Consider the following 18,747-nt stretch of genomic DNA (forward strand, 5'->3'; position numbering starts at 1 on the left):
CTACACGACAAAAACGAGCGCGGAGCGATAAGGGCCTGAATACACCGGTGCAGCTTGTCTCCTGTCCAATGCCAGTTGGCCGTAAGCTCCCGGAGACGATCCAGTCCACAAAAGAAATAGACTCTGGTATGTTGATTTTCCCTCGTGAGAGGGGCACCTTCCCGGACCAGTCGGGAGAGATCCGAGGACGCTCGGACGGGAGGTGGGACCCCTGAGAAGAGCCTTTGGCCCCGGTGTTGGAAGCACCGTTCAAAACACCGGTGAGCCCGTAGAGAAGATCAGCTCCCGCCTCCCTTTTCGGTGCATCCGACTCCGAACAGCATCTTAGGACCTAGATCCTGCATTTACCAGCATGGAAGAAGCACCGAGCAGTTCGAGCAGATTGACGTTCTCTCTGGGCATTGATGTCGGTAAGTCGGCTCTGGAACTGGCCTTGCGCGACGGGAAGGATACCGTCGCGGGAACGACGGTTTCGAACAACCCGGAGGGACACAAGAACCTGGCGGATTGGCTCCAAGATCGGGGAGCCGAGCCCGAGAATACCTGCGTATGCATGGAAGCCAGCGGGGACTTTCAGGAGGCCGTCGCCCGATTCCTCCACGAGGAGGGCTACCGGGTCAGCGTAGTCAATGCGAGGCGAATCAAAGGATATGCGGCGAGTCAGCTTCAGCGCACGAAGACCGACGCTGCCGATGCTGCCTTGATCGCTCGCTTTGGCTGGCGGGAAGACCTGAGGGCGTGGGAACCGCCTTCAGCGTCTGAGAGCCGTCTTCAGGAGCTTACGCGGGCTCGTCAAGCGCTGAAGAAGGAGAAAACCAGGACGCAAAACCGATTGGATGAAGCCGAGGATGAGGCCGTTCGCCGAGCCCACCGGAACCTACTCGACGAGATCGAACAGCAGATCGAGGATCTAGAGGAGGAGATCGAAGAACACGTCGAGGAGGATCCGGAACTGAAGGGGCGATGCTCGCTTCTGGACACGATTCCGGGAGTAGGGCTTCAAAACGCTGCGATCGTAATAAGCGAACTCGGATCCCCCGAACGGTTCGATAGCGCACGACAGGCAGCCGCCTACGCAGGCCTCGTGCCGAGTCACAGGGAGTCGGGCACCTCTGTCCGAGGCACCCCTCGAATGTCGAAGGTAGGCAACGGGCGACTGCGCCGAGCAATGTACTTTCCAGCAATGACGGCCCTTCGGTTCAACTCAGCGGTGAAGGCCTTCGGCGATCGACTCAAGGAGCGAGGGAAGGAGAAGATGGTCGTAATCGGAGCGGCAATGCGGAAACTTCTGCATATTTGCTACGGGGTCTTGAAGTCAGGACGTCCGTTTGACGCATCCCTCCATCCAGGGACCTGAAACGCTTGAAATTAACCACAGCATCTTCTCTGGATACCCGTTGGCACATTCCCGAGGGGGCCTTCTCTGGCCTCGCGGTCAATGCCGATAATCCGAGTCCAGCTGTAGGTCAGCGCCAACATTCCGAGCAGCTTCCGAATCCGATCCGGCCTGGTAATGTGGGCTTTCCTCCAGCCCAAAGCCTCTGGACTTGAGTGCCGCAAACAGCGTTTCAATCTCCCATCGCTTCCGGTAAAGGGTCATCATCGAATCGGGGCTGACCTGCCGACCGGCTAGGATCAAAAACGAGCCGTCTTCCAAGCGCTTTGTGACCACCTGGCTATCGACCGACTCAGCTCCTCCAAGTCCTTTCAGCCCATTGAGATGCGCGGCTTGTTCCGGGGCGCAAGTCCGGGCAAACATCCGGGCCGGAAGGGACCACTCCCTGGAAGATCTTTCGTTGGAGGGCGGTCCTATACGGCGATCTTTCCTCAACCGGATCATGAAGGGAATCTCCCTCTTTTTCAGTCCCTTCAGGAAGCCTGCTCCCGTAAATTTCCGATCCGCAACAAGTGCTCGAATGTGCTCCGGATCTACAATCTGGAGAAACTGCTCCAACAGGTCGGTGTGCCTGTCGGCCCCGGACCCGCTGCCGTAACCCAAAGCGCTCCACGCGACTGGAAAGGCGATTCCATTCTGTGCAATCCCAATCATAAGTACGTTTACCGGCGTCTGACCGAAGTGCCACTCGGTTCGGTCCAGAACCGCCAGATAGGGCGGACTGGTCGGAACGAGATCCAGCAAAAACCGACCGAGCGCCTCGTAGCCGAAGGCAAACTCGGCGAAAAACCGTTGGAGGCGCCGGTAGGTCGAGTCGGTCTCGACCTGCGGCTTCATCACGACGGCCAACTGGGCAAGGTTCGTGGTCGTCTGCATCGGAAGGGCCCGCATGAGCCGGGCCATTAGCTTCATCCGAGCCCGGTTCCAGCCGAGCCTCTCGGAGAGAACGCGCGTCAGCTGCTTCACGTAAGGAAGCATGGGGCTGGTTAGCGGCACTGATCGTGTTTGGATGCACGACCTTTACCGCCGCTGATCAGCCCCGGTTCATTTTTGTACCTAATGGCTAAAGCTCCCAAGCGCCGCACTTGATGCCATAGAGAAGAGGCCTCACGTTCTGGAAAGACGCGCAATCGTTAACCAGAACAGTGAGACCTCCTGCCATGAATGTACAAGATCTACCCCGCAGAATAAACGCCAACGACGAACTGGTGGTCTGCTTCGACGTCAGCAAAAAGAAACTGGACGGCTACGCGATCCACTCTCGCACGGGAGCCTCGGACCGAGAGATTACCGTCACGATCGATCGTCGGACTGACCAGATTGAAGAGCAGCTCAACGAGCTGTCCAGCTACGCCGACGAGCATGGATTGGATGGTCTTTGTGTGGTGTGCGAACCGACTGGTGGCTACGACCAGGAGCTGCTTCGCCTTGCGCGCAGGCAGGGCCACCGAACCGCCTACGTCAACACTGAGCACAGCGCGAAGATGTCAACCGTCGAGTCCGGGGACACCAACAAGACGGATCCGGCCGACGCCAGGGCGATGTCCCTGGTCGCCGAGGTCGACCGGACGCAGGCCCATCGAACACTGGAAGGGGAGTACGGATTGCTCCGCGAGCTGGGCCAGATGTATGAGGACGAAGATAGGCAGGCGGTCCAGGTCCGAACGCGCTTCCATCACGTGCTGAAAAAGCTGTTTTGCGACTACGAGAAGGACGCTGACTTTCTGTTCGGCTCAACTGGTGAGGCGGTGATGGAAGAATACGCGTGGGATCCCCAAGCGATTATTCAAGACGGATACGAGCAGTTCTGCCAAAAGGTCAAGAGCCACGTCAAAAATGCCCGGTGGGCCACCTTGGAGGCCCTCTACGAGCAGGCCCAGAGGTCGGCCCGCATGCAGTGGCCTGAGGGCTACAGGCTAGCTTGGAAGCGGCGCCTGAAGCAGCTGTGGGCCGATTACAAGCGTCACACGCACCGCAAAGAGCAGATTGGGGAGAAGATTGAACGGCTCTACCTACGGCTGCAAAAGCGAGGCGAGGTACCAGCGCCCTTTGAGCAGATCAGCTCGAAGCAACTGGGGCGTTTGGTTGGCGAACTTGGCCCAGTGGAGGACTTCGATGCCCACCAGGAGATCGAAAAATACGTCGGTCTCAATCTGCGGGAGCGTCAAAGTGGCGACTACGAGGGGGAGGTCAAGATCACAAAGAAAGGACGCCCGCTGGCTCGGAAGATACTCGGTCAAATGGCCCACCAACTCATCCCGAAGGGAAGGCTCTTTGGTTCCTACTACCGCCGGAAGCTCCAGCAGGGGATGCGAAGGGCAAAGGCGCGCGTAGCCGTGATGCGCAAGTTATTGAAACTGATCGTCGGGCTCTACCAGTCCGATCGGCCCTATGACCCAGACCGGGTCTTCACCTGTCGCTCCCAGTACGCAGGAGCAGGATAATTGAATGCAAAGCGAGCCCCCCAGAAGACGAAACCTCACCAGAATGTTGACTTCGCAACCAACTTGAAAGACCCGTGATGCTGACCTCCTGAGCGCTTTTTGCCATGCAAATTTGCCGTGGAAGACGATCGGATTTTTGTTCGGACCGGGCCGTTCCCGAGTCTCCACATGACCATTGTCGCTTCCACGCGTGCTGTCTCGGTGAAGGCGAACATGGTCGATATAGTGCGATTGCTGCTCTGCACCTGGCAGTGACAGCCGTAGTCGAGGTACACTTGCCAGTTCGTCTTCCCATTCTGAGACCCGCGGCAGACCGGCCGCAAGCGACAGATACTGGTCAGTATCGTGACCCGAAAAATTCAGGACGTGAGGCCAAGGTAGGGGTCCACTACCTCAACTCGACTTGACATTGGCTATATTGTGCGGTGCCTATGGAAGGCCTCGTACTTTCGTACCTCATACTCGTCGAGGCCGCAGACATCTTTGGCCTGCTCAAAGCCTTCTTCGATTCGCCAGCGCATGCCTGCGACCCTGACGACCGTTTCCAGCGAGGCCTTCTCCTGAGGCGCAAAAACAACGTAGTAGGCTTTCTCTTCTGGGTCTTCGATCGAACGACGAACCAAAAGCGCATGGGCTCCACCCCTGTTCTTCTGCGGTCAATTGAAGGCGCCAAAGCGGAGTCAGAGCCCAGTCGTAGAGTCGCTCTCCCTTCGATCCTTTCCCGGCTGAGAGCCGCTGGAAGGCCCCCGATGAGAGACTATCGGCGATCTCGGCGGCCGTTCGTACCTGACCCTCTTCCCAGATTGGCCCCGACCATAGCGATTCGTTGGATGGAACAGCCAGCACAAAGGGCTGCCGTTTCTCCTCAAGCCACCGCCGGAGCGTGCGGCTGCTTCCATAGACACTGTCGCCTGCGGCCCAGCACCGTGGAACTCCCTCATCGAAGGCGCGCTCCAGCATCTGCCGGGCAAGCTCAGGCTTCGTGGCAAACTCAACTTCCTCTGGGACGCCTGCTTTGCGGCGCCGCTCTGTGCCCAAGGCCCATTCTTCCGGTAAATACAACCTCCGATCGAGGAAAGCAGTCCCTGATTCGGTGGCCTGACACAGAAACACACCGATCTGACAATTGTCGATCTTTCCGGTTGTGCCAGTATACTGGCGCTTCACCCCCACTGACTCGGTTCCCTTCTTTACAAACCCGGTCTCGTCGATGATAAGCACTCCCTCGTCGCTTCCCAGGTGCCCGACGGCGTACTCACGTAGGTCATCCCGAACTGCGTCTGCGCTCCACTGGGAGCCGTTTAAAAGACGCTGCGTGCCGTAGGGAGTGGCCTCACCGAGAGCCTCGGCCACTTGCCATCCGTTTTTGCGTTTTACTTCCGAAAGCAGCCCGCGCAGGTAGCGGAGAGCCCTCTCCCGGGGCTCGGAGCGCGCAAATCGGGGCGCGATGCGCCCGTGCAGCTGCGTAAGTTCTTGGTTCCAGGCCAGAGCCGTTTCGATCATCGTCGCCGAGGGACAGAAAGTAGAAGATAGGAACCGCCAAATGTACGACACCCCCCCGCTGAAGTCAAGTGCAACTGTAGTACTAGTTGAACTTACCGCACAAGCCTGATTCTGAGTCATGGAAACCGTAGGAAGGATTTCCCGAACAGGCACGATCGGCAGTCTGGTGGTCTTCTGCGTTATATTTCTTCAGCTCAACCAGAGGCCCGCCATACTTCAGGCAATGGGGAAGGGGATGTTTCTACTTTCGTCGTCGCTACTTGCACTACTCTTCTTCCTTGGGTACCGAGCAGAACTGACAGCGAGGAAACGGGCATTTCTCGGGATTACATGGTTAGCCGCCTCTTATCTCGTCGGTCAGTCGCTTATTACGGCGGAGGGAATCTCGTTTCCCGTATTGGTAAATACGTTGTTCGTCCTTTCGGCAGGGCTGAGTGTGCTAATTATCTCTCGTGAGAACTGGAGGACGGCACTCGGTGCGTTCGTTTATCCGACACTTGTCTTTGCGCTTTCATATTTTGTGACCGCGGTCCTTGTCTTGATTATTCAGGTTCCACTTGAAAATCTTTCATGGACATCGTTCTATCTTGCGCAGGCCGGTGATCCAACGAGATATGACATCACAGTTTATTTTCCATTCTCGCTCGCTGTGGGGTTTGGAAATGCCCGGTTTTTAGAAATTCCACTTGCCCGAGCCATTGGATACTTCCGAGAACCAGGTATCTTTCAAATACTTGTCGTTATTTCTTATTTCGGAGTTGATTACCTCGACATTCAGTACAGGCGGTTTTGGAAGATCACGCTCGTCGTTACTCTCCTGCTTACGTATTCGACAGCGGGGATGGGGTGCTTTATTGCCGCTTATATGTACTATTATGTATTTGCTCATCAACCAAGCAAGACAACCCTAAAAGCATGGAGGCAGCGAATCGCGTCAATTGTATTGCTATTACCTGTCTCGTACTGGTTTATATTCGGGGAGAAGAAGTTTGCTCTACTCGAAAAGCTAACCGGCTCCTCGGGAGGAGTGCGAGTAGAAAAGACGATGAAAGGGTTGGAAGCCCTACAGGCACATCCTGTTCTCGGGGTTGGCTACCAGCATCCTGATCTCTCTGCGATCACGTTTCTCAGTGCCGCAGGAGAGATTGGAGGACTTGGAGTTTTGCTTTTTCTGTCGGCATGGATTCTGCCGAATATCGATCTTATTCGGCGGCGGGATCGTCGTCTTGTCTTCCTGGTGCCTGTGATGCTCACAACGCTTTTTGGACAGCCGCTGTTTGACAAGCCGCTCTATCTTCTGACGACTGCCCTAGTCGTGGCAGCTCCTCAGGTTGATAGAGGATAGAGACCTGGTTCGGGGATCCTTCAATATCATCTCAGTCGAAATTTATGGATCGCCGCATGTTTGCTGGACGGATATTGGCCGGACTGTGCGGTGTTCAATTACACAAAAAATATGTTTCCGGTGCCCTCGTCAATACCGCCGAGCACCCGCAGCCTAAGGACGGTTCCGTAATCGTTCGTCCGTCGATCCGAGAGCTTCGAGAACAGATTCCGGAGGAAAATCAAGTCGTGTGGGTTCTTGGGTACCACTCCCCCTTCGACGGCGGAGGCGGGCTGTTTGTTGGGCAGCCCGCTTCGGAACGAGAGCCGGATGGGGGACTCGTGGTCGAGTCAGAATCAGGGGGCGGTACGTCCGGCCGCTGGGTCCGAATGGCGAATCAGAGTTCGTACAATGGGGGATGGTGGAGGGCACATCCGTCTCAGGAAGGAGCCGTCAATGCAGATGCCTTTCAGCGATGTGTGGATGCTGTGCCAGAGGGGAGCACGATCGCTGTTCCAGAAGGGATTTACGACGTCTCCGGGCCGATTGTGATTGACGGGAAGCAGGTGGACTTTGTCGGGGCAGGGGATGGCTACTGGGGGTGGGACGACGGTGGAACGGTACTACGGGCCACAGATGAGCTCGGAGTGACCGATGATCTACTGCTTATCACCGACACGACGAGCGAGGAGGGGCGGACGAACAACGTTCGGGTTGCGGATCTACAGCTCATCGGCGGAAAGAACCGTGGAAGTACAGGACGGGACGGAATTCACGTGACGAAGGGATGGAATGTCCGGATTGAGCGAGTAACCGTGAAAGAGGCGAGTCGTGACGGAATGCACCTGCGCAGTGGAGAAGAGCAGGTGAGTAACCTTTGCATGCTGTACCACTGCCATGCCAGCAACAACGGTCAGGATGGCTATTACTTTCTTGCCCACGACAGCTGGGCGTCCTTCTGCCGTGGGAACCACAACCGGCGAAACGGCATCACGGTAGGAGCGACGAATGTGGGCTTGAACGGTTTGCGCCTCGACCTCAATGGAGGAGACGGTGCCCGCATCTTATCCAAGCACTGCCGATGTGCCAGCAGCATGGCGGATCTGAACGGAGGGCATGGATTTCACGTTACGGGACCGGGACACATCATTACAGGCAACATGAGCAGCAGCAACGGCACCAGAGAGGCTCGAATCGAAAACCCTTGCGGCTTTCGGCTCGGGGTGGAAAATAGTCCGGATGAGCAGTCCGTGTTTTCTGAGAACGTCGCACTGCGCAACCAAGGCGACGGGTTTTGGCTCGACGGAGGCGCTCATGTTTTTAAGGACACGAATACTGCGACGGGAAATCAGGGCCGGGCCCTTCGTCACGGCGACAGTCGCCGCTATCAGCTATCGGCCCGACAAACGCGGACGGACGTGGACCTCGCGGAGCGGGCGAACGACGGTGTTGCCACCTTCACGGTGCAGGTCCCGGAAGCGGCATCGGGAGATGCGGTATCGGTGCAGCCCGATCGGATCGCCGATGGACTGCTCTGGTCCGCGTTCGTTCGAGAACCGGGCCAGGTTGAGGTCCGCGTGTTTGATCCAACCGGGGAGTTTCCCGAAGGAACGACGGACTGGACGGTACACATCGACCGGTAGAACAGCTTCTGGCTCCGCCGACTCTTATGATACTGAGCATTATCACCCCGGCCTACAACGCTCGGGACACGATCGAGACAACCCTGAAGAGTGTCCTGCTTCAGGAGTCAAAGTCGAGCGTCGAATACATTGTTGTGGATGGAGGATCGTCGGACGGGACCGTGGATCTGCTTCGGGAGTACAAAAACCACCTTGAGTGGATGTCGGAGTCCGACGACGGGATATACGATGCCATGAACAAGGGCATCCGGCGTGCCAGGGGAGATTGGATTGGAATTCTGAACAGCGACGATTGGTACGCGAAACACACCTTTCAGGAGTTGGAGGCGGCGGTACAGCGTCACCCACGGGCTGGCATTGTAGTAGGGGGAGTGACACGGGTGAGTGAGGATGGCACGACCGGCAAGTACGTCCCCCCGCCGCAGGGAGCATTCACTACCCTCAATCCCAACAACCACCCGGCGACGTTCGTGCATAGGGATGTGTATGAGCGCCTGGGCACCTACCGGCTCTCGTATCCGATCTCTGCGGATCTTGATTTCATATTGCGGGCACAGAAAGAGGGATGCCCTATCGTGCGTGAGGACACCCTGTTCACGTACATGCGTGAAGGAGGGGCGTCCAGTGGATTCAAAGGCATTCTTGAAAGCTGCGCAATCGAGAACAAATACGGCCACTCCGCCCGTGCGGTCCGCGTCTTGCTCCGCAAGATGTGGCAAAAAGGACGGCGCAGTGCTCTGAAGGCGCTTCTGCCATCGTCGGCTTCCCATGCTCTCCGGAAAGCGTGGTGGAGCGTGCGCCGCGACCGACGGGCGCTGACAGAGGACGACCACTGGGTGCAACATCGGCACCTGGAGGCTTGAGTCTTCCCCAGTAATCAGCGACTGCGTTTTCGCTCTGTATGGTATCTTCGCCCCCCCAGGTCATCGCCTACGGGCCCAATCCCGATGCGGCTCATCGGACCGGGGGCGTGGCCGTCTGGCTTCGGTATCTGCGACGAATATGCGACGCTGCCGCCCTTCCGGCCCGGTTTATCTATGTCGACCAGCCAATTCCGAACCGCCTCCCCCTGCCGCGTATTTTGAAACGGGCGCTGGGAAGTCTCATTGCAGCCTTTAAGGTGCTCGGCACGCGAGGGGAAGTAGCGCCCGTGGTGCACGTCAACGCTTCACTCTATCCCTCTACGGTGCTTAGGGACCTACCGGTGGTCATAGCGGCAGCCCTCCGAGGATGTCCGATTCTCCTGCAGGTACACGGCGGCCGGCTCGCAAACCTCACACCGGGAAAGATTCCATGGCGGGCCTGGCACTGGATGTGCCGGCGGGCGACCTGCCTGGGCATCCATCCTGGTCCCCAGTGGGAAGAGTTTAAAAATGCGGGCTACGAGCGGAGGATGCGTCGGATGTACAACCTCGTGCCATCCACTGACCATCGCGCCGATCTTGCGGCGGCGCCTCATTTTCTATTTCTCGGCCGTGTAGTAGAGGAGAAAGGAGTACGGGAGGCTCTCCGGGTTGCCCTGCGTCTCCGAGATGAAGGGCACGACGAGGTGCGCATGACCATTGCAGGAGAGGGGGATCTTGTCGAGCAGTTGCGGAAAAAAATCCGGTCCTCTCCTCACTCGGAAGCCGTGTCGGTGACGGGGTTCCTGGAGGGTGATGCACTTGAGTACGTGCGGCGCCAGGCAAACATCTTCGTCCTGCCGAGCCGCCATCAAGAGGGATTCCCATTTGCATTCCTTGAATCTGCTGAGCGAGGTATGGCCTGCATCACAACGACGGACTCGGCGATTGCGGATGTCTTTGAGCCGGAGGAAGAGTTTCAACCGGTGGATATCAACCAACCGAGTGATCTCTACGACCAGATGAAACGTATGGTCACGGATCCGACCCATCGTGAACGGATTGGGACGGGAGGCTACGAGGCCGTTCAGGAGTGCTGCACGATTGAGGCGGCCGCAAATCGATTCGAAAATTTATATCTCAAATTGGCTAAACAAAAATGAATAAGTTAAAGGAAGAAAAAAGGGAACACGACAAAATATACGAAAGAGCATCGAAGCAAATTATAAATGATCCGATAAGTTGGGAAAGGTATAGAAGGAAACGGTGCGTACCACCTGAAAAAGGAGGTGGTCTCTACGGAAGAGATAATAAAATATTCTTAAACAAGGTGGAAAAGGAACTAGAAAAAAGGGATCCAAAAAATACGGTAGTATTGGACTATGGGTGCGGAATGGGGGATATGGCATTACTGGCAGCTAAGAAAGGTTTTAGGGCGAGAGGATTCGATATATCGGAAAAAGGAATAGAAAAAGCAAAGAAGTGGTCAGAAATAAGTGGTGTAAGTGATAAAACAAAGTTAGATGTAGCCAGCGCTGAAAAGCTACCATACGATAAAAAAAGTTTCGACGTAGTTTTGGGAAAAGCAGTTATACATCATACAATAAAGTACGAAAATACTGGAAGCGAGCTAGCACGTGTAATGAAAAGGGGCGCAAAAGGATTGTTCTCGGAAGGTGCTGCATCAAACCCCATTATAAGACTTTCTAGAAAAGTAACGATTAAGGAAGAAATGGGAGATGTGCCACTGAATAGAAAAAAACTGAAAAGGTGGTCGAGTGAATTCGAAAAAGTTAAAATAGATGGTTACTTTTTTATATACATGATTAAAAGATTTGGTTTTACAGGAAACTCAGACAAAAGAAGTAAAAATGTAATAGGAAAACAGAGACATTTAAAAAATTCTTTCCGCAGCGCTGAAAATAGATAAAAATACATTCAACAAGGAAACATTTGGGACGAAATGGAACGGAAGGTACATAATAGAAATAGAAAAATAACTACCCAATGTTAATTTTTATTGTGGGTGTAGGCCGGTCGGGGACGAGTTTGCTCCAGAGCATGTTGCACGCCCACCCCGAGATTGCCGTCCTTCCGGAGACACACTTTTTTCGAAAATACGTGGCGCGGCCTCTCGACCGCTGGCGACACGAACAGGCCGGGGCGGAAGCGTTTCGTCGCACGCTACTCGACGATGACGAATACCTGCGGGCCAAAATCCCTGCAGATGAGACCCTTTCCCCCTTTCTGAACGGCGGGCGTGCCCTCGACCTTTGTGAGGCGTACGGCCAACTGCTCACGCTGTATTGCAACCGGGAGGAGGCAACCGTCGTTGGCGAGAAGGATCCTCGGTTGATTGACTACCTTCCGAAGCTCAAGCGCGCCTTTCCCGAGGCCCGGGCCATCCATATCGTCCGTGATCCCCGCGACGTACTGCTCTCCCGGAGGAATGCCGAGTGGTCGTCGGGACGTCCGGACTGGATGCATGTCCTCACCTATCGCGCACAGATCACGCGTGGGCGGACGGAGGGGAGGCGCGCATTCGGAGGAGGCTACATGGAGATCCGGTACGAAGATCTGGTGACGAGTCCAGAAGAGACGCTCCGGACGGTTGCGGGGCACATTGGGGTCGGCTATACGGATGCCATGCTTGCGTTTCAAGAGTCGGCGGAGGCTCTTGTGGGGAACAAGGAGCGCGATTGGAAAGAGGAAACGACCGGCCCGTTGCTTCAAGACAACACAGAGAAGTGGCGCGGGCGTCTCTCTCCCTGGCAGATACGCCTGACAGAGCAGGTGTGCGCGCCGGCTTTCGACTGGTTCGGATACGAAACCGCCGGAGAAGACGTAGATCTGAGTTGGGAATGGGAGCACCTCCTCCGTATCGCGCCTCTCACGGGGACAGGTTTCGAATATGCTTACTCGGTCGCCCGTTATTTCCGATAACGAGTGTTGCGTGTAGTGCAGATCAGAGACAAAAATGCACCAGCGACGAAGAGCCGTCTTAGGCCGCTTTTTGTGGACGGAGAGGTGTTCTACGTGAGTAAGGGGCTTGATGTGATGGTCACAAAAGATGGTGGGGACACGTTCGAGTTTTTCGCTACGTGTCCAGGCGGCCTGGCCGAGACGTGGGGAAGCCAATTGCGGATTTTGTCCCGTTTGGGACGACTGGGGGTCCATGCCTTCCGCCCGCTACCGGATGGGGGGGGCGTTGCGGTCTTGCGCCGCCGTGTTGTGTGGTGTCCAAGCGGCGCACGTCAATTTCGGGAGGTGCTGCGGATCGACCGTGGGAGTCGCCCGCTCAATCTCTGTCGGACGTCGGGGGGGCGGATGTACTTCGGGGAGTACTTCGGGAACCCGAATCGTGATGCAGTGCACATTTACGGGAGTGGAGACGGACAGCGCTGGTCCGTAGTGCATACCTTTCCGGCAGGCGCAGTTCGACACATACACAACGTGGTAGAGGACCCGTACCGCGGTGGGGTCTGGGTGCTCACCGGCGACTCGGATGAAGAATCAGGACTCTGGTTTACGAAGGACCGCTTCCAAACCCTCGACCGCGTGTTCGGCGGCACGCAGCGAGCGCGTGCAGTGTCCCTCATTCCGCTGCGACGCGGACTCATAGTGCCCACCGACACCCCGCAGGAACAGAATTACGTTCAATGGGGGAATCCGGAGACTGGAGAATTGACGCCCGTTGCTCCTCTCCCCAACAGTGCCTTTCATGCGTCCGAGCGAGACGGAATACTTCTCGTTTCGACTACTGCGGAACCAAGTCCCTGCAACGATACGGCGGCCGCACACGTCTTTGTAAGTCCGAATGGGATCGAATGGCATCGGTTCGACTCGTTTCGGCGTGACTGGAGTTTTCTCCGGGGGCGACACTCCTTCATAGATCGGGCTGTTCGCCACCCTGAAATTGAACTCGTTCCTGGAGACAATAACACCAGCTTCATATTTGGGTACGGGCGGGGCATCCGCGGGGCCGATGGACGGCTGCTGCGCTGGACGCGGGAGCAAGTGCTTGATTGCATCCGGGAGGATGTGGAACAAGGACTGGTTAGCTGACACAGATTGGGGACGACCGGATGAGGATTCGTGATTGGCAGCTGTACTATCACACGCTCCGCCACCTGAAGTCCCGTCAGGTAATCGGTCGCGTCGCTCGGTCCGTTCGAGTACGCCTCGGTCTTCCGCGGATTCCTCGTCTCCCTGCCGATCTGGATGGAAGCTTGGAGGGGACAGAATCATTTCCACTGCACGACGCTTGGAACGAACCAGAGGACGTTCTACGCGGCCGATTTCAGTTCTTGAATCAAACAAAGAATCTGGGCCGCCCAGTTGATTGGCACCCCGATGCTCCGCTCCTCTGGCAGTTCAATCTTCATTACTTCAATTACCTGCACCTACTTGAGGAGGCGGATCAGCAGGAATTAATTCGTGAGTGGGTTTACACAAATCCTGTCGGTGCGAAGCCAGGATGGGAGCCGTATACTATGTCACTCCGCATCATAAACTGGTGCAAGGCGGGGTTTGGGGCGGAAGACCTCTTACATAGTCTGTACCGTCAGGCTGCCTATCTCTATCGGAGTTTAGAAACACATCTTCTTGGCAACCACCTTCTTGAAAATGCACGCGCCCTCGTGTTTGTTGGGGCGTTCTTTGGCGAACAGGGCGAAGCGCCACAGTGGTTGGAACGGGGAGTGGAGATCTATCGCGATCAAACCCCGGAGCAAGTCCTTGAGGACGGTGGGCATTTCGAGCGCAGTCCTATGTACCATGCGCTCATGCTGGAAGGGTACGTGGATGTGTTGAATCTTCTTCCTGAAGACCATTCGGATTGGGGCTGGCTGGCTGAAACCGTGCGGAAAATGGGTGACTTCTTGCTCTCGATGACGCATCCGCGCAACCGCATCAGTCTATTCAACGATGCGACCCGAAATGTGGCCTGTCCCACCGGCAAGCTGGTGGCGTACGCCAGGCGCGTGCTGGATCTTCAACCAGAACGCCGTTCACAATTTGAGGAAACCGGATACTACATCCACAACTCCGACGATGTCTACCTCATTATCGACGGTGGGCCCATTGGTCCTGACCATCTTCCGGCTCACGCTCACGCGGACATATTCAGCTACGAGCTGTCCGTTGGGGGAGACTTGTTTATTGTCGATACCGGGGTATACGAGTATGAAGCAAGCGACATGCGGGATTATGTTCGTAGCACGAAAGCGCACAACACGGTTTGCGTCAACGGGGTCGATCAGGCCGAGTGCTGGGACAGCTTTCGGGTTGCCCGGCGCTATCCGCCGCGTAGCGTGTCATTCACGCGTGAGGGAGGGCAGAGTCACTTTGAGGGCCACTTCGACGGCTACGCACAATTGATTGGCGATGGAATCGAGCACAGACGGTGCATTGTAGCTGACCAGAATGAGCGATGCATTGTTGTAGAGGACACCATTACAGGTGAGGGATGTCATACCGTCGAGTCAAGAATCCATCTGCACCCGGACGTTCAAGTCGAGCGGAACCGAGATCATATTTCTCTGGAACGAGGAAGCCATGACATCTGCATTTCCGCAGGGGATTCAACTGTTCGGTTTGAGAACGGGTGGTACTGTCCCGAATTTGGACTGCGAGAGTCAAATACAGTGATTGTTCTAGGGGGCGATCACCCCTTGCCAGTTCATCTACGCTATTCCATACGGTACTGATCGGATGGAGACACTCGTCACAGGATCATCGGGATTTGTTGGCTCACATCTGGTTCCCGCGCTGCAAGAAAAAGGACATCGGGTAACGGGCATCGATCGGAATCCGCCTTCCACCGGGACGGAACCGGATCATTTTATCGAAGGGGATCTCATGCACCGTGAGATTCTTGATGAAGGGTTGCAACGCGCAGATCGCGTTTTCCATCTCGCAGCGGCGAAAGATGACTGGGGCATTTCCCGTGAGGAGTACTTCCGGGAAAATGTCGGGGTCACGGAGGCTCTTTTAGAGGCAGCCCATGAGCATGAGGTCTGTGACCACGTGTTCTACAGCACGGTGGCCGTTCATGGAACGGGACCCGAGCCAAAAGCCGAAGACGCTCCGTTTGCCCCGGAAATTCCCTATGGAGAGTCAAAGGTTGAAGCTGAGAAACACTATCGTAAGTTCGCCGCCGAGCATGACGAGGCGCATGTTTTAGTATTACGACCCTCCGCAATTTTTGGGGAGGGACAACCGTGGCGCACAAACGTTCATCGTCTCATTGAAGCGATCTATCAGCGTCGATTTTTGATGATTGGTGATGGGTCGGCTCGAAAGACCACATCATACATCAAAAATCTACTGGCAGCCAACTTTTTTCTGCTCGAGCAGATGGAGGGTGAAGTGGGGACATACATTTACGTGGATGAGCCGGTCATGTCGACTCGGGAACTCGTCGATGTCATCTACGACGAACTGGGGCGAGATCCGCTACGCTGGTCGATTCCGCTCTCCATTGCGAGGCCCGTTGCGTCAGTGGCCGATGTAGCCGCCTCCGTAACAGGCATTGATTTCCCAATCACTGCGGCCCGGATCGAAAAGTTTTGTACGTCAACAATGTTTGACGCCAGTGCAATTCGGGAATTAGGCTTTGCCCAGCCTGTCGAGAACGAAGAAGCCGTCCGAAAGACGGTTCGGTGGCAGATTGATCAATACGAGTGACGAGCACATGCGCGTACTCCTTGTTTCGCAGTATTTTCCGCCTGAGACTGGAGGCCCTCCCAATCGACTTCTATCGATTGCAAACGGATTGCGTGATGCTGGGCATGAGGTCCACGTAATCGCTGAAAAGCCCAATCATCCGGAGGGGATTATTCGTGAGGGATACCGAGGAGGAATCTTCGATGAGCGCACCTATGACGGTATTTCCGTCACCTATACCTGGGTCTACACTCACCCAGAGAAGGATTTTGTAAAGCGACTGTCGTTCTATCTTTCGTTTATGGTGATGGCGATATTGGGTGCTTGGCGCACACACGGGGAGTATGACGTTGTGCTGGCCTCGTCACCGCCTCTATTTGTGGGGGTATCAGGTTGGTTGGCTGCTCAGTTGAAAGGAGCCCAATTCGTCTTCGATGTGCGAGATCTGTGGCCCGATCTGGCCGTCGCCATGAATGAACTTGACGGTCCCCTAAAAATTTGGCTTGCCAAGCGACTGGAGCACTTTATCTACCACAGAGCCGATGCCATTACGGCCGTTACGAATGGGTTTTGCGAGACAATTCAATCCGTTACCGGACCGGACACGCCGGTACAACGCGTGATGAACGGCACGGAGCCCGAGGTTTTTCAGCGGGATGAGGCCGGACGACGATTGCGGAAGGTGAGTGGATTTGATGATCGATTCGTCGTCACGTACGCTGGAAATATCGGAATTTGTCAGGGGCTTGATCACATTTTGGAGGCTGCGAGCCGCTTGGAAGAAGAGCAACCGGAGGTTCTTTTTCGATTTGTAGGAAGTGGTCCGGTGAAGGATAAGTTGCAGCGAGAAGCTGAGCGACGTAGTCTCAACAATGTCGAATTTCATCCACGCGTCTCGCTCGACGAGGCGGCCGCCCACATGGCTGCAGCGAATGCCCTTCTCGTTCCGCTGGCCGACCACGAAATCTACCGGTCCTTCATTCCGTCGAAGCTCTTCGACAGCATGGCAGCCGGCCGTCCAGTATTGCTCTCTGTAGACGGAGAAGCTCGAAGCATACTGGAAGATGCAGAGGCTGGGCGGTATTATCCAGCGGAGAATGGACAGGAGCTTGCCAATCATATTCGATGGATGGTCGATCATCCGGAAGCCCGTACACAAATGGGGGAGAACGGGCGAGCCTACGCTCAAACGCACTGCACCCGCGAAGCTCAGGCTAAGCGAATGACAGCTTTCTTGGAGGAACTGGTTGGTCAAGCCGCTAGCGGATAGATATTCACACTCACATTCAAAGGGGTCGTGTCGCACGTTTTTTCGATTGACGTTGAGGACTGGTACCAGGGAGTTGAGATTCCCATGGACCAGTGGGATGGTTTTGAGCGGCGGGTCGAAGCGAGCATGGAGGATTTGCTCGATCTTATGGCTCACTACGACGTGACGGCGACCTGCTTTGTGCTCGGGAAAGTCGCCGAGGAGCATCCAGGGCTGGTTCAGCGAATTCACGAGGCGGGTCACGAAATTGCCACACACGGGTACTCGCACGCTAAGATCTACAACCTGTCTCCGGAGCGCTTTCGTCGAGAGCTGCAGCATTCCATCAACCTGATTCAGGGTCTTACGGGGGAACGAGTCCGTGGCCACCGGGCCCCCTACTTTACCATCACAGAGAAGTCACTCTGGGCCCTCGACATCCTGCGGGACGAGGGGATTCTCTACGATTCCAGCATCCATCCGGTGTTTAACTATCGGTACGGCATCCCGAACGCAGACCGACAGCCGTCCGTGATTGAGTCGGACGACGGGGCGCAGATGCTGGAGATCCCCGTCGCGACGTATCCACTTCCCGATCCTCTCCCTGATACCAATGTTCCTTGCGGTGGAGGCGCCTACCTGCGGATCTATCCGTATCCGTTCCAGCGGTGGCTACTCAGGAAGATTGAGGAACGCGGCGAACACATCAGTGTCTACGTGCATCCCTGGGAGGTAGACCCGGGGCACCCGAAGATCGATCTTCCATTCCGTGTGAGTGCTACGCACTACTGGAATCTGGACTCCACGCTTCCAAGACTGGAACGGCTCTTTCAGGACTTCACCTTTCAATCGTACCGTGACGTCTTTGCAGACGAACTGGAGGCCCTGTCCGCATGAACCTCTTTCTCCTCACGCAGCCGGATGCGTTCTACATTCCCAAGCTGCTAGACCGGTTCATGGAGGAGAAGCCGGCTTCGGCCAACGTCGTTGGGGCGGCCGTCCTGCCGGGCGAAATTGCCGTCGAGAATGTACCCGACTATCTCCGCCTGATGGGTATGCGGGGGACGGTGCTGAATGGACTGGACTTTGTGCGGCACGAGGTCCTGGATGTGCTCGACCAAGCGGTGGGGCTTGACGATGTCTATTCCGTTCGGGGGGCGCTCCGGGCCCACGACATTCTGGAGCACACCCCAGAGAATGTGAACGATCCTGCCTTTCTCGATTTCCTGCGCGAGCAGAACGTCGATCTCGTCCTCTCCATCGCGTGCCCGCAGATCGTGCGGGAGGACTTACTAAACTGTCCACCAGAAGGCGTCATCAATATTCACGGGGCGCTACTCCCCAAGTATCGCGGAAAGCTCCCGAGCTTCTGGGTGCTTGCAAACGGAGAAGATAAAACAGGAGTGACAGTGCACTATATGAACGAAGATTTGGACGATGGACCGATTATCGTGCAGAAAGAGGTGCCGATTCGTCCCGGCGATACACTCCACTCGCTGGTGCTGCGGTCGAAGGTTCAATACGGTGCCTCGGCTCTAGCAAATGCCATCCAACAGATTGAGTCTGGAACGGTTGAGGCCGAGGACAATCCAGAGGAGGAGGCGACGTACTTCTCGTTTCCAGATGGTCGGGCTATTCGACAATTTCGAGAGCGAGGACGAAAGATTCGCTAGCCACTTC

14 protein-coding genes and 1 pseudogene are annotated in these 18,747 nt (G+C 55.9%); 13 read left to right on the plus strand and 2 right to left on the minus strand.

Annotated features, from left to right (window positions below; all coding sequences use genetic code 11):
- Positions 1–352 precede the first annotated feature (352 nt).
- A complete protein-coding gene (locus OJA40_RS11270; RefSeq protein ID WP_263810694.1) occupies positions 353–1,357 on the plus strand; it encodes an IS110 family RNA-guided transposase in 1,005 nt (334 codons plus the stop codon).
- Between the two features lie 78 nt (positions 1,358–1,435).
- Here OJA40_RS11270 and OJA40_RS11275 read toward each other — a convergent pair whose 3' ends face one another.
- Positions 1,436–2,374 (minus strand): transposase, encoded by a 939-nt coding sequence (locus OJA40_RS11275; protein WP_263810695.1) that lies wholly within the window; start codon positions 2,372–2,374, stop codon positions 1,436–1,438.
- A gap of 182 nt (positions 2,375–2,556) precedes the next feature.
- Here OJA40_RS11275 and OJA40_RS11280 point away from each other — a divergent pair, with 182 nt between their 5' ends.
- A complete protein-coding gene (locus OJA40_RS11280; protein WP_263810696.1) occupies positions 2,557–3,840 on the plus strand; it encodes an IS110 family transposase in 1,284 nt (427 codons plus the stop codon).
- Between the two features lie 413 nt (positions 3,841–4,253).
- Here OJA40_RS11280 and OJA40_RS11285 read toward each other — a convergent pair.
- Positions 4,254–5,343 (minus strand): annotated as a pseudogene (locus OJA40_RS11285) (IS701 family transposase).
- 118 nt (positions 5,344–5,461) lie between these two features.
- Between OJA40_RS11285 and OJA40_RS11290 the strand changes: the two are divergent.
- The 11 genes from OJA40_RS11290 (at position 5,462) to OJA40_RS11340 (ending at position 18,740) form a co-directional block, all read left to right on the plus strand.
- The gene (locus OJA40_RS11290) at positions 5,462–6,688 is read left to right on the plus strand and encodes a hypothetical protein (RefSeq protein WP_263810698.1); all 1,227 of its coding nucleotides are present in this window, start codon (positions 5,462–5,464) and stop codon (positions 6,686–6,688) included.
- A 44-nt stretch (positions 6,689–6,732) separates the two neighbouring features.
- Positions 6,733–8,310: a right-handed parallel beta-helix repeat-containing protein gene (locus OJA40_RS11295; protein WP_263810700.1), complete on the plus strand. Its 1,578-nt coding sequence runs from the start codon at positions 6,733–6,735 to the stop codon at positions 8,308–8,310.
- A gap of 26 nt (positions 8,311–8,336) precedes the next feature.
- Positions 8,337–9,173 carry a glycosyltransferase family 2 protein gene (locus OJA40_RS11300; protein WP_263810701.1) on the plus strand — a complete coding sequence of 279 codons (837 nt, stop codon included), beginning with the start codon at positions 8,337–8,339 and terminating at the stop codon, positions 9,171–9,173.
- Between the two features lie 107 nt (positions 9,174–9,280).
- Positions 9,281–10,315 carry a glycosyltransferase family 4 protein gene (locus OJA40_RS11305; protein WP_263810703.1) on the plus strand — a complete coding sequence of 345 codons (1,035 nt, stop codon included), beginning with the start codon at positions 9,281–9,283 and terminating at the stop codon, positions 10,313–10,315.
- Entirely contained in the window at positions 10,312–11,082 is a 771-nt protein-coding gene (locus OJA40_RS11310) for a class I SAM-dependent methyltransferase (RefSeq protein ID WP_263810705.1), read from the plus strand. Before OJA40_RS11305 ends, OJA40_RS11310 begins: the two co-directional genes overlap by 4 nt.
- 77 nt (positions 11,083–11,159) lie before the next feature.
- On the plus strand, positions 11,160–12,095 hold the full coding sequence (locus tag OJA40_RS11315) for a sulfotransferase family protein (protein WP_263810706.1): 936 nt from the start codon (positions 11,160–11,162) through the stop codon (positions 12,093–12,095).
- A 1,550-nt stretch (positions 12,096–13,645) separates the two neighbouring features.
- The gene (locus OJA40_RS11320) at positions 13,646–14,860 is read left to right on the plus strand and encodes an alginate lyase family protein (RefSeq protein WP_263810707.1); all 1,215 of its coding nucleotides are present in this window, start codon (positions 13,646–13,648) and stop codon (positions 14,858–14,860) included.
- 4 nt (positions 14,861–14,864) lie between these two features.
- Positions 14,865–15,839 (plus strand): NAD-dependent epimerase/dehydratase family protein, encoded by a 975-nt coding sequence (locus tag OJA40_RS11325; RefSeq protein ID WP_263810708.1) that lies wholly within the window; start codon positions 14,865–14,867, stop codon positions 15,837–15,839.
- A 7-nt stretch (positions 15,840–15,846) separates the two neighbouring features.
- A complete protein-coding gene (locus OJA40_RS11330) occupies positions 15,847–17,088 on the plus strand; it encodes a glycosyltransferase family 4 protein (protein ID WP_263810709.1) in 1,242 nt (413 codons plus the stop codon).
- A gap of 27 nt (positions 17,089–17,115) precedes the next feature.
- Positions 17,116–17,964, plus strand: a complete 849-nt coding sequence (locus OJA40_RS11335) for an XrtA system polysaccharide deacetylase (protein ID WP_263810710.1) — start codon at positions 17,116–17,118, stop codon at positions 17,962–17,964.
- A complete protein-coding gene (locus OJA40_RS11340) occupies positions 17,961–18,740 on the plus strand; it encodes a methionyl-tRNA formyltransferase (protein WP_263810711.1) in 780 nt (259 codons plus the stop codon). The genes OJA40_RS11335 and OJA40_RS11340 overlap by 4 nt, the downstream gene beginning before the upstream one ends.
- Positions 18,741–18,747: the final 7 nt, after the last annotated feature.

This window comes from Salinibacter pepae (assembly GCF_947077775.1).
Taxonomy (GTDB): Bacteria; Bacteroidota; Rhodothermia; order Rhodothermales; family Salinibacteraceae; genus Salinibacter; species Salinibacter pepae.

Excerpts from the sequence above, each read along its gene's own strand:
- OJA40_RS11315 (WP_263810706.1), top strand. The coding sequence starts at position 11,160 with ATGTTAATTTTTATTGTGGGTGTAGGCCGGTCGGGGACGAGTTTGCTC.
- OJA40_RS11275 (WP_263810695.1), bottom strand. The coding sequence starts at position 2,374 with ATGCTTCCTTACGTGAAGCAGCTGACGCGCGTTCTCTCCGAGAGGCTC.
- OJA40_RS11325 (WP_263810708.1), top strand. The coding sequence starts at position 14,865 with ATGGAGACACTCGTCACAGGATCATCGGGATTTGTTGGCTCACATCTG.
- OJA40_RS11330 (WP_263810709.1), top strand. The coding sequence starts at position 15,847 with ATGCGCGTACTCCTTGTTTCGCAGTATTTTCCGCCTGAGACTGGAGGC.
- OJA40_RS11320 (WP_263810707.1), top strand. The coding sequence starts at position 13,646 with ATGTCACTCCGCATCATAAACTGGTGCAAGGCGGGGTTTGGGGCGGAA.
- OJA40_RS11270 (WP_263810694.1), top strand. The coding sequence starts at position 353 with ATGGAAGAAGCACCGAGCAGTTCGAGCAGATTGACGTTCTCTCTGGGC.
- OJA40_RS11310 (WP_263810705.1), top strand. The coding sequence starts at position 10,312 with ATGAATAAGTTAAAGGAAGAAAAAAGGGAACACGACAAAATATACGAA.
- OJA40_RS11280 (WP_263810696.1), top strand. The coding sequence starts at position 2,557 with ATGAATGTACAAGATCTACCCCGCAGAATAAACGCCAACGACGAACTG.
- OJA40_RS11300 (WP_263810701.1), top strand. The coding sequence starts at position 8,337 with ATGATACTGAGCATTATCACCCCGGCCTACAACGCTCGGGACACGATC.
- OJA40_RS11340 (WP_263810711.1), top strand. The coding sequence starts at position 17,961 with ATGAACCTCTTTCTCCTCACGCAGCCGGATGCGTTCTACATTCCCAAG.
- OJA40_RS11295 (WP_263810700.1), top strand. The coding sequence starts at position 6,733 with ATGGATCGCCGCATGTTTGCTGGACGGATATTGGCCGGACTGTGCGGT.
- OJA40_RS11290 (WP_263810698.1), top strand. The coding sequence starts at position 5,462 with ATGGAAACCGTAGGAAGGATTTCCCGAACAGGCACGATCGGCAGTCTG.